The organism is Caballeronia zhejiangensis, assembly GCF_000698575.1.
Classification (GTDB): Bacteria; Pseudomonadota; Gammaproteobacteria; order Burkholderiales; family Burkholderiaceae; genus Caballeronia; species Caballeronia zhejiangensis.
This window is the reverse complement of sequence record NZ_JFHD01000072.1, coordinates 1-10,879: the sequence shown is the minus strand read 5'-3', so window position 1 is coordinate 10,879 and position 10,879 is coordinate 1. Positions and strand designations below refer to the sequence as shown.

Here is a 10,879-nt window from a genome sequence, read left to right as displayed (position 1 = left end):
CGCGCACGGTCTGCCGCCCGAAAACGTTAAGCGCGCTGGTTCAGCACGAAATAGCTTCGGCACAGCGCTACGCGCTGCCGCCGGGTCCGCAAGGGAAACCGGCGAGCGGCGAGTGCCGTGAGATGGAGACGTTAGTAGAGAAGCACATGCATCCCCGATGGACCGGTCGGCCGCGAAGCGGGCCGGAGCTATTTGGTGCTGAACCCGTTTGTTGTGTGGTGCGATGACACAGACCGTGCGCGAGCCAAGCCCGATTAGGTGTTTGAGGGCACTCTTTAGGCAGCCCACGATCGACGAGAGGACTACCCAAATTGCGTGTGACCGCGGGCGTATCAGAAGCTGCTTTCTTTGCTTACTTTCTTTGCAGCAGCAAAGAAAGTAAGTGCCGCCCCGCACAGGGGCAACGCTAATAGACCACTAAGAAAACGGGATCCGGCGAAAACCCCGGAGCCGACACGAAAACGAGACCCATCGAAAGCGAACAACAAAAATCAAGCAACAACGACCTCAAGCCCCCGCGCGGCCAGCGCCCTTCGGACCCCCCGCTCAGGCAGAGCTTCACAAACCAGAAACCGAACCGCCTCGAACCCGGCGATCCTAACTGGCAAAACCAGGCCGAACTTCGAGCAATCAGCAACCACGACCGGGCACGCAGCAGACGCGATCATGCTCCCGCGCACCTCAGCGGCGAGCCGCGAATAATCCGTCAGATGCGCGTCATTCGTAATCCCCCCCGCCCCGACGAAAGCAAAATCCGCGTGATACTGCGCAAGCTGCTGAATGGTATCGAGCCCGAACGTCGCATCTTCGAGATCGGCGATCTCGCCACCCAGCAAAGTCACGCGATTGCCATTGCGCCGCGCCAGCAACATCGCGATACGCCAGTCGTTCGTATACACCGTCAGCCGATGCCGCTGCCCCAACGCACGCGCCAACGCCTGCGTCGTGCTTCCCGAATCGATGACGAGCGACGCCCCGTCCGGCACGAACGCCGCCGCGCGCACGCCGATCGCATGTTTCGCCGCCGCGTTCTTGGCTTCGCGCACATCGACGTGGGGCTCGCGCCGGTCGACCGATAACGCGCCGCCATGCGTCGTCGTCACGAGCCCGCGTCCGGCGAGCGCGTTGAGATCGCGCCGCACCGTCTCGCGCGACACCGACAACGCACGCACGAGATCCGCCACCGCGAGCGCGCCATGCTTGTCCAATTCGGAGAGGATGTACTGGTGACGTTGTTCGGCGAGCATCGTTCGATGAAGAAAGGCAAGGCGGCGTGTGGAGTTTAGCGGCCCTATGTGGCATTTCTCTGGCAAGCGCGATTCGTCAAGCCACGACGCGCAATGAATTCTTTCCCCCGGGTACGCAATCGACAAGCACGCCTCCGCTAGACTTCGTGCCTTATGCACGAGCTTTGAACGAGGCAACACGATGTACAAGAAAGGCGTGGTGATCGAAATCCAGTTCCCTCCCGAACGTCTGAACGACGCGGCTGGCGATCCCTACTGGATCGACCTCACACTCGACGAGGCAAAGCGCTTGCATGCGCAACTATCGCGGCGTTTCGAGGGCGAAGCGCGCGCCAATCAGCCGCTCGATACGTTCACCATCGAATGACGCGCCGCGCCGAAGTGCACGGTTAGACAAGACGCGCGCAAGCGTTCCGGCCGATACTGCGGCATTTCGTTTCGCCGCTTGCCTCACATGGTCTCGATTCTCGCCGCACCCGTCTTCGTGTTTCTCTGGTCGACGGGTTTCATCGTCGCAAGGGCGATCACGCCCTACGTCGATCCGAATCTCTATTTGCTCGCGCGCTTCGGCGGCACGACGCTGCTGTTTCTCGCAATCGCCGTCGTCACGCGCGCGCCATGGCCGAAAGGCGGGGACATCGGCCGGCATCTGTTCGCCGGCGCGCTGCTGCAAGGCGTCTATCTCGGCGCGGGCTACTGGGCCGTCGCGCAAGGCATGGGCGCGGGCATCATGGCGCTGCTCGGCGCGCTGCAACCGCTTTTGACCGCCGCCGTCGCCGCGCGGCTCTTCGGTGAACGGCTCTCGCCGCGCGCATGGAGCGGGCTCGTGCTCGGCCTCTTCGGCGTCGCGCTCGTGCTCGCGCCGAAGATCGCGGCGAGCGGCGCGCCCGTCACGCACGCATCGTCCGGACACGCGCCGCAATGGCTCGTCGCGACGATCGCCGTGCTCGCCGTCGTCGCGATCACCGCGGGCACGCTGTATCAGAAGACTTCGCTCGCGCGCGCCGATATCCGCAGCGCCAGCGCGTTGCAGAACGCGGGCGCGACGATCGTCGCGCTCGTGCTCGTGATCGCGCTAGGCGAGCATCGCTTCATCGTCTCCACGACGACGTGGCTCGCGCTCGCGTGGGGCATCGTGATGCTCTCGGGCGTCGCGACGACGCTGCTCGTATGGATGGTCCGTCGCGGCGACGCATCGCGCGCGACCGCCCTGCTCTTTCTCGCGCCGCCGCTCGCCGCGCTCGAAAGCTATCTCGCATTCGGCGAGACGCTCGACGCGATGCAGCTCGCGGGCTTCGGCCTCGCGCTCGCGGGCGTGCTGCTCGCGCGCTCGGAATAGCACGCCCGGCACGCCTCAATCGACCGTGTCCGCGCCCGCCGGGATGTGCTCGCGCACCGCCTTGCCCGGACCCGGCGCCCACGCGGGCCGCGTCTTCCTTCCGGTATCGACGACGACGAGATAATGCCCCGCCCAGGGCGTCGTCTTGCGCGTGGCCTTCAGCACCCACATCGACTGGCCTTCGGATACGCGCGCCTCGTATTGCGCATCGAGAATGCCGTGATGATCGAAGAACGTGTTGAGCGTCGACGGAATCCGCACGCAGCCCTTCGAGTGCCGCATGCCGAGCAGCGGCTCCAGTTTCTCGGGATCGGTGGCGTGCATCTGAAAGCGCATCGGCGACTTGCCGCCATGGCCCCAGCCGCGCTCGCCTTCGGCCCAGCCGAAATCGTAGATACGCATATCGCGCGCGCCGTAGCCGCGAATCTTGAACTCGTTGAGCGTGCCCTCGGCGCGAAAGTCCATGTTGCCCGGCACATGCTGGAAGACGCCGAGCGGCGTGAGGAAGTGATCGTAACTGCCGGGACGCCCCGTCGATACCGGCGATGCGCCGATCATCGACCACGCATCGTCGGCCTTCGCGCGGAAATAGACGAAGATCGCCTGCACGTTCGCGCTGCGATCGACCATCACGACGAATTCGTTGACGAGGCCGCCGTGACCGTCTTCTTCCAGCGTACGTTGCAGCAGACGGCCGTAGCCCTGCTGATCCGCGACGGGCACATTGAGCCGCCGATCGACTTCCTTCGCGAAGGTCTGCCGCATCGCATACGCGCCGGCCGGCTGCATGCCGCTGCGCTGCGCGAGATTCGGCTCGGGTGTTTCCGGCGGCAAGGGCACTTCGGGCGCGGCCGCTTCCGATGCCGCGCTCGCCGCCGATGCCGCGCTGGCTGCGCTCGCCGCCGATGCAGCCGATGCAGCCGATGCAGCCGACGCTTCCGGAGCCGGTTGCGCGGGCATCGGCACGGGCATGGCGGGAAGCGCGCGCTCGGGCGCGCTCGCGGCTTGCGGAATGCTTGCGCCCTGCGGCATCGGCGGCACCGGGATAGAGCGGGCCACGGGCGCGACGGGCAACGCCGTCACGCGTCCCTGCGCGACCGCTCCCGATGCGCCCGAGGCCGCCTGAGGCTGCGCGCGAGCCGCCGTCGAGATCGAAAGAAGCGCGCCCGCCGCCGCGCACACGAGAAACCTTGCGCCGATCGGCGTCTTGTTCGTCCTGCTCTTTCCTGCCTGATGCATTGATTTGATTGATCCGCTTTGCCATTCGCCAACGGACGATCCACCGGATCGCCCGGTTCGAGCGGCCCATGCGCGAGACTGCGCGCATCGACAAAAAAGCCGGCGCGCACGACGCGCCGGCTTCGCCGCTACTTGAGGTTCGTCAACGGAAGCGCAGCAAAGTTCGTTCCGACCGCACGCGCGACGATGCGCGGCGCAGCGGAAACATCAATGCAGACGGATGGAGGCGTCGCCGGACGCGGAAGCCCGGGCACGCAAAGGTTCGTCGTGAAAGCGCTGATGGCACAGCTTCTGGGCGATCGCCTCGCCGATGTAAGGCACATCGGTCGCGAGCCTGGCGGTCGCGTAGGCGTGAGCGGTGCCCGCGCCGTGAACTTCGATGTCGCTCGCATACTGCCCGAGTTCGTGCTCGAGAAATCGCCGCACGTCGCGCGCGGCGCAGCGTTGAGGAAGATTCCAGACGAGCAGGTTCATCGCCGTCACCTTCTTGCGCGTGCGAAAACAGGCCGCCGGCTCTGCCTCGCGATCATCCGCGCCGCGAGCGTACCGACAACGAAGAGGGACACATACGCGAGCATCATGGCGACTCCAGGACTAATTTCGAGATAGCTCCATACTAATCCCGTTAATGGCGCGTGTGATGCGACATTCCGCCTATTTCAATAGATGTTCTAAATCGGACGGATAAGCCGAACGCATCGTTACAGGCCCGTACAGGTCATGCTGGAAAGATTCGGATACCGATTCGGCCAGTCGCCCGCCATTGCGGTTTGCGCTTCTTTCAGCGTCATGTCGCCGGTGCAGACGCAGCGCTTCAGGTACACCGCGAGCCGTTCCTTTCGGCGCTGGCCCTCGCGCCCTTCCCAGCGGCGCAGATCGAGATTCGCGGGCGAGTTGGGCGAGCCGCCGAGCAGCACCGGCATACGATGATCGAGCGCGTATTCCGACGCGAACGACGGATCGATGCTGCGCTGCTTGAGCAGCCGCTCCTTCTGACGCATCTGGATTTCAAACGACGGCAGCACGCGGTCGACGTAACCCGGAATGCAGATCGTATCGACGATGGTCGCCTGCGTGACGCGCGCATCGAGCCATTCGGCGCGCTGGGCGCGCGGCGTGCCGGGCACGCATGCGAGCATCGCGCAGCAGCACGCGAGCGCCGCGCGCGCGGCCCGGCGGGCGCGGCGCGCGCCCGGTTTCGGTTCCTCGGTGAACCCGGTATCCCTTCGACTCATGCGTTTCGTGCGCCATCGATCGCGGCCTCGGTCCGCCGCTTGTTTTCAAGATGATCGGAGGTTCAATTAAAGCACACGAAACGCGCGCCGCACGCGAAGAGTTGCTCGCGATCCGCGAAGCCGCGTCACGTCGACGCGCCGGACGCCGGACAAACCGATGCCGACGCCGCGTCGAGCGCCGCATCGAGCGCCTCGGCCGCCGCGACGAACGCCGCGAACGATGCCGCGATGCGCGCATCGTCCTCGCCGTTGCGATCGTCGTCGACCGCCAGTTCGCAGTCGCGCTGCAACGTGACGCACGCGCGCATGAACGACGCCGCGCCGATCACCGCCGCCGCGCCCTTCATGCGATGGGCGATGTCGCGCAGCAAGGCGTGGTCGTTGTCGGCGAACGCGGCGTGCGCGTCGGCGAGATCGCTCGCGTTCGCGGACTTCAGCGTATCGACGAGCGTCCCGGCCTGCTCGCCGAAACCGGCGAGCAACGCGGCATCCAGAACCGGCTCGCCGGATTCGCGCGTCGCCGATGCGACCGGCGCTGCAACCGGCACGCGGCCGTCGCGCGTCGCGGCGAGCAAGGCCTCGCGCAGCGCGTCGAGGCCGAGCGGCTTCACGAGGCACGCGTTCATGCCCGATGCGACCGCGCGCAATGCCGCCTCGGGCTGCGCGTTCGCTGTCAGGCCGATGATCGGCACGGCGCGCGTCGCCGGATGCTTCGCTTCGTCCTCGCGAATCGTGCGGGCCAGTTCCTCGCCGCTCATTTCGGGCATCGAGCAGTCGGTCAGAATCACGTCGACGGCGTGCGGCGCGGCGCGCCAGCGTGCGAGCGCGCTCTTGCCGTCTACGGCCAGTTGCGCGACGCCGCCGAGCAGCCGGATTTGTCCGTCGAGCACGATGCGGTTCGCCGGATGATCGTCGACGACGAGCACGCGCAAGCCCGCAAGCGATTCCGCCGATACGCCCGTCTCCACGGCCGGCGCATCGGCGGCGCACGCGACGGCATCCGCCTCGGGCAAATCGAGCCGCACGGTGAAGCGCGTGCCGCGCCCCGGCTCGCTCGCCAGCTCGATCGCGCCGCCCATCATCTCGACGAGCCGCTTGCTGATCGTGAGGCCGAGGCCGGTGCCACCGACGCTGCGCGCACGGCCATCGTGCGTCTGCACGAACGGCGTGAACAGCAGCGCCTGCTTCCCGGGCGCGATGCCGATGCCCGTATCGGACACCGCGAGCGTCACCGCGCGCCTGCCGTCCAGCGCCGGCGCGATGTCGTGTGCGAGCGTGACCGCGCCGGTATCGGTGAACTTGATCGCATTCGAGAGCAGATTGCCGACGATTTGCCGCAAACGCTGACCATCGGCACGAATCCAGACGGGACCGTCGCCGGAAAGCCGCTTCACGACGAGCGCGATGCCCTTAGCGCGGGCGGCCGGCTCGTAGATCGCCGCGACGCCCGCGATCCACGATTCGACCTCGAGCGGCGCGGGCGCGAGCACGAGGCGCTCCGCCTCGATCTTCGCGACGTCGAGCAGATCGTCGATCATGCCGAGCAGATCGCGCGCGGCGTGATGCGCGGTCGACAGCGCGCGCTTGGTCGCGGCGCGCTCGCCGGGCGCACGCAGCTCCATTTCCAGCAGGCCGAGCACGGCGTTCATCGGCGTGCGGATTTCGTGGCTCATCGTCGCGAGGAACGTCGATTTCGCGCGATTCGCCGTTTCCGCCTCTTCCTTCGCGGCGCGCATGGCGCGTTCGGCGGCGATCCGTCGCGCGATCTGCACGCGCAGCGTCAACGCCCAGCCCGCGAGCGCGAGCAAAAGCGCAATGCCGAGCAGCGCGCCCAGCTCGACTTGCGGACGGCGGCGCTCCCACATCATTTCGGGATGCTCGGCGAGCTTCCAGCGCGTGCGGATCGATTCGAGTTCCGGCGGCGGCAGGCTCGCGATCGCGCGATTCACGATGCCGAGCAGCACCGGCTCGCCCGCACTGACGATGAGTCCGTGCGGAATCGGCTTCGTCGACAGCACGCCGCTGATCGTGAGCGTGCCGCGAAACGGATTGCCCACGGCGTAATTGGCGAAAGGCAGATCGGCGACGGCCGCATCGGCGTCGCCGTTGGCCACGGCGCGAAACGGACCGTCGAACGGTTTCGAATCGACGATGCGCGCTTGCGGCGCATCCTCGCGCACGAAGTTCAGGATCGGCCAATCGTGCGGAATCGCGATGCGCTTGCCGGCGAGCGCGGCGGCGTCGCGCAAGGGCGGACGGCCCACGGCGGTCACGATCGCAAAAATGCTTTCGCCCGTCGGCGTGGTCGCCTCGCCGCCGGGCAACGGCGACAACGCGCCGAGACTGAACGGCACGATCGCGGACGCGCCGCTCTTCAGATCGGCGCGCAACTGCGCCATCGACGTGCGTATGCGCGGCTCGAAGCGCAAGCCGGTCACGCGCGCGATCGCGTCGAGGATATCGACGGCGATGCCCGCCGCGTTGCCGCGCTGATCGCGGAACATCAGCGGCGCGGCCTGCGCGAGCATCGAATAATGCACGACGGGATGCGCCGCGATCCACGCTGCTTCCTCGCGCGTGAGCGGGATCGGCGTGTTGCGCGTGATCGCGGACGCCGCCGGCTGCCAGCGCTCGTGCGTCACGAGCGCGAAGCTCGGCGGCAATGCGGCGAGCGCATCGTCGACGCGCTTGCGCAGCGCATCGGCGTCGGCGCGTCCGGGCGCGAACGCGAAACTGTAGCCGCCTTCGTCGAAGGTCGCGAAACCGGTGATCGTCAGGTTCGGCAAATCGAAATGATCGATCGTGTACGAGGCCACGGTCATGTCGCCGACGAAGGCGTCCGCGTCGCCGAGCGACACCGCGAGCAGCGCGCCGGTCAGATCGGGATAAACGACGGGTTCGAGCGATGGATACGCCGCGCGCAGACGCGCCGGCGATGTCTGCGCGGCCACGTAAGCGAGCCGATGCGTCGGCGGATGGGAATGGAGCGGCTCGACGTAGATCAGCTTCGTCGGCAGATACGGGCGGCTGAACGCGAGCGGTTCGCCGGCGTCTTCGCCTGTCGCGCCCGTCGCCATGTCGATGTCGCCGAGCCTGAGCGCCGCGATCATCGCCGGCCTGTCGGGAAAGAAGCGCCAGTCCGGATCGATTCCGAGCGCACTCGCGACGGCGTTCGCAAAATCGGCCGAGATGCCGCGCGGCAAGCCCGGCCGCGCCGAACAATGATTCACCGAATCGGCCATGTCGAGCGGCGGCGCCATGCCCGGCACCGCGCCGATCACGATGGACTCCTTCGCATGCGCAAACCCGCACGCGATGCAGAGCACACACGCGAGAACAGCGCACGCGCCCCGCCCGGCGCCGGCGCGATGCTGCGCTAGATTGAACACGTCACGCCCCGATGGACCCGAGTGCGGCTAGTGTCTCAAAAACACCCGGGCGCGTATATCGACGGCGTGACGCATGAAGCCGCGCTTCGTTGCGCGGCGCGAAACGCGCGTCAGGCGGGCACCGACTCCGCCTTTTGCGCGCGCGACCACACGCGATGCTTGCTCATCGCTTCGATGAAGCTCTTCAGCACGGCATTCGCGTCGCTGCCCACGGCGACGCCTTCCTCGCCGCCCGGCAGATGCGCGGCCGCGAGCAGGTCCTCGCCGTCGCCGATCGCGCCGATGGCCTTCAGATGCTTGAACGCTTCGAGCACGAAGTGACGCGCGTCGCCGGATTCCGACAGCGTCTTCGCGCTGTCCTTGCCGCCCGCGACGATCACGCCGTCGAACATGATCGACGGCATGCCGAGGATGGTCGCATCGGCCTCGATGCCTTGCGCGGGCGAGCCGAGCGTCGGCGAGATGACCTTTGCGTGCGCGCCCTCGGCTTTCAGCGCGTCCTGCACGGCCTTGATGCTCGCGGCATCGGCGCCGGGCGCGGCGAGAATGGCGACTTTGCGCGTCTTGATCGACGGCTTCGTTTTCGCGACGATCGACAGCGCCGGCGATTCCGTCACCGAAGACTTGCCGAGCTCGTCGGCATCCGCGTTCTTCTTCGGCGCGGGCAAGCCGAGATTCTCGGCGACGCGCGCGGCGAGCGTCTCATCGATGTTCGCGAGAATGCCGAGCTGGCGCTCGCGGATGTGCTTGCGCTCGACCTTCGACAACTCGAACGAATACGCGCCGACGATGTGATCCTTTTCCGGATCGGTCATGCTGTTCCAGAAGAGCGTGGCTTGCGAATAATGGTCCTTGAACGACGGGCTGCGCACGCGGATCTTCGAGCCTTCGACGCGCTCCGTGTAGCTTTCGAAGCCGCCGCCCGATGCGGCGGGCGGGGTTTCCTTCGGCCATCCGCCGTCGATGGAATTCGGCTCGTAGGACGCCTGTCCCTTGTCGATCGTCTGGCGATGCATCGCGTCGCGCTGGCCGTTGGCGAGTGGCGCGAGTGGCCGGTTGATCGGAATTTCGTGGAAGTTCGGGCCGCCGAGACGGCTGATCTGCGTGTCGGTGTAGGAGAACAGACGCCCTTGCAGCAGCGGATCGTTGGTGAAATCGATGCCCGGCACGATGTGCCCGGGGCAGAACGCGACCTGCTCGGTTTCGGCGAAGAAGTTATCGGGATTGCGATTCAGCGTGAGCTTGCCGATCATCTTGAGCGGCACGAGCTCTTCGGGAATGATCTTGGTCGGATCGAGCAGATCGAAGTCGAACTTGTGTTCATCCTCTTCTTCGACGATCTGCACGCCGAGTTCCCATTCGGGATAGTCGCCGTTGTCGATCGCTTCCCAGAGATCCCGCCGATGGAAGTCCGAATCCTTGCCCGCGAGTTTCTGCGCTTCGTCCCAGAGCAACGATGCGGAGCCGATCGTCGGCCGCCAGTGGAACTTGACGAAGCGTCCTTTGCCTTGCGCGTTGATGAAGCGGAAGGTGTGGATGCCGAACCCTTCCATCGTGCGCAGGCTGCGGGGAATCGCGCGATCGGACATGGTCCAGAGCACCATGTGCGCCGATTCGGGCACGAGCGAGACGAAGTCCCAGAAGGTGTCGTGCGCGGATGCGCCTTGCGGCATTTCGTTGTGCGGCTCGGGTTTGACCGCGTGGACGAAGTCGGGGAACTTGATCGCGTCCTGAATGAAGAATACCGGCATGTTGTTGCCGACGAGATCGAAATTGCCTTCTTCGGTGTAGAACTTGACGGCGAAGCCGCGCACGTCGCGAACGGTATCGGCTGAGCCGCGCGAGCCTTGCACGGTCGAGAAGCGCACGTAGACGGGCGTTTCCTTCGACGGGTCTTGCAGGAAGGCGGCCTTCGTCAGTTCGGCCTGCGATTCGTACACCTTGAAGACGCCATGAGCGGCCGAGCCTCGGGCGTGGACGATGCGTTCCGGAATGCGCTCGTGGTCGAAGTGCGTGATTTTTTCACGCATGATGAAGTCTTCGAGCAACGAAGGGCCGCGTTCGCCGGCGCGCAGGGTGTTCTGGTTATCGGCGATCTTGACGCCCTGGTTTGTCGTCAGGGCCTGGTTGGTCGCGTCGGAGCGGAACGTTTCGAGGGATTCGACTTTTTTGTTGGTGTTGCTCTGCGAGGGGGTGCGGGCTACGCCGCCTTCGGGCGGTTGCTTCTCCATTGCCATTTTTTGCGGACTCCGGGTTTGGGTGAGGACTTGCGGTCCTCTACCGCAATTGATGTTCCCGGGCGGGGGTGCTTTTCGCCGTGGTTGTTTTCGCCGGATCCCGTTTTCTTTGTGGTCTATTAGCGTTGCCCCTGTGCGGGGCGGCACTCACTTTCTTTGCTGTAGTCGCCGGATCCCGGTTTCGCGTCGGTCT

At 66.0% G+C, this 10,879-nt stretch carries 8 protein-coding genes; 2 read left to right on the top strand and 6 right to left on the bottom strand.

From position 1 onward, the window contains the following. Positions 1–491: 491 nt before the first annotated feature. Positions 492–1,247 carry a DeoR/GlpR family DNA-binding transcription regulator gene (locus BG60_RS35495; RefSeq protein ID WP_008353794.1) on the bottom strand — a complete coding sequence of 252 codons (756 nt, stop codon included), beginning with the start codon at positions 1,245–1,247 and terminating at the stop codon, positions 492–494. Between the two features lie 181 nt (positions 1,248–1,428). On the opposite strand from BG60_RS35495, the gene BG60_RS35490 reads away from it, so the two are divergent. Continuing rightward, the gene (locus BG60_RS35490; protein WP_008353795.1) at positions 1,429–1,614 is read left to right on the top strand and encodes a hypothetical protein; all 186 of its coding nucleotides are present in this window, start codon (positions 1,429–1,431) and stop codon (positions 1,612–1,614) included. An 87-nt stretch (positions 1,615–1,701) separates the two neighbouring features. After that, positions 1,702–2,586 (top strand): DMT family transporter, encoded by an 885-nt coding sequence (locus tag BG60_RS35485; RefSeq protein ID WP_008353796.1) that lies wholly within the window; start codon positions 1,702–1,704, stop codon positions 2,584–2,586. A gap of 15 nt (positions 2,587–2,601) precedes the next feature. Here BG60_RS35485 and BG60_RS35480 read toward each other — a convergent pair whose 3' ends face one another. The 5 genes from BG60_RS35480 to katE all read right to left on the bottom strand — a co-directional run bounded on the left by BG60_RS35480 (position 2,602) and on the right by katE (position 10,740). Further along, entirely contained in the window at positions 2,602–3,825 is a 1,224-nt protein-coding gene (locus BG60_RS35480) for a L,D-transpeptidase (RefSeq protein WP_008353798.1), read from the bottom strand. Positions 3,826–4,032: 207 nt separating this feature from the next. Continuing rightward, positions 4,033–4,299: a hypothetical protein gene (locus BG60_RS35475; protein ID WP_008353799.1), complete on the bottom strand. Its 267-nt coding sequence runs from the start codon at positions 4,297–4,299 to the stop codon at positions 4,033–4,035. A gap of 227 nt (positions 4,300–4,526) precedes the next feature. Further along, positions 4,527–5,060, bottom strand: coding sequence for a hypothetical protein (locus tag BG60_RS35470; protein WP_008353800.1), 534 nt, complete (start codon positions 5,058–5,060; stop codon positions 4,527–4,529). 125 nt (positions 5,061–5,185) lie between these two features. Further along, positions 5,186–8,341 carry an ATP-binding protein gene (locus BG60_RS35465; protein ID WP_235366170.1) on the bottom strand — a complete coding sequence of 1,052 codons (3,156 nt, stop codon included), beginning with the start codon at positions 8,339–8,341 and terminating at the stop codon, positions 5,186–5,188. A gap of 218 nt (positions 8,342–8,559) precedes the next feature. Continuing rightward, positions 8,560–10,740, bottom strand: coding sequence for a catalase HPII (gene katE / locus BG60_RS35460; RefSeq protein ID WP_277621807.1), 2,181 nt, complete (start codon positions 10,738–10,740; stop codon positions 8,560–8,562). Positions 10,741–10,879: the final 139 nt, after the last annotated feature.

Bases quoted from the DNA above. Each gene is read 5' to 3' on its own strand.
- BG60_RS35495 (WP_008353794.1), bottom strand. From the start codon at position 1,247: ATGCTCGCCGAACAACGTCACCAGTACATCCTCTCCGAATTGGACAAG.
- BG60_RS35485 (WP_008353796.1), top strand. From the start codon at position 1,702: ATGGTCTCGATTCTCGCCGCACCCGTCTTCGTGTTTCTCTGGTCGACG.
- BG60_RS35470 (WP_008353800.1), bottom strand. From the start codon at position 5,060: ATGAGTCGAAGGGATACCGGGTTCACCGAGGAACCGAAACCGGGCGCG.
- BG60_RS35480 (WP_008353798.1), bottom strand. From the start codon at position 3,825: ATGCATCAGGCAGGAAAGAGCAGGACGAACAAGACGCCGATCGGCGCA.
- BG60_RS35475 (WP_008353799.1), bottom strand. From the start codon at position 4,299: ATGAACCTGCTCGTCTGGAATCTTCCTCAACGCTGCGCCGCGCGCGAC.
- BG60_RS35490 (WP_008353795.1), top strand. From the start codon at position 1,429: ATGTACAAGAAAGGCGTGGTGATCGAAATCCAGTTCCCTCCCGAACGT.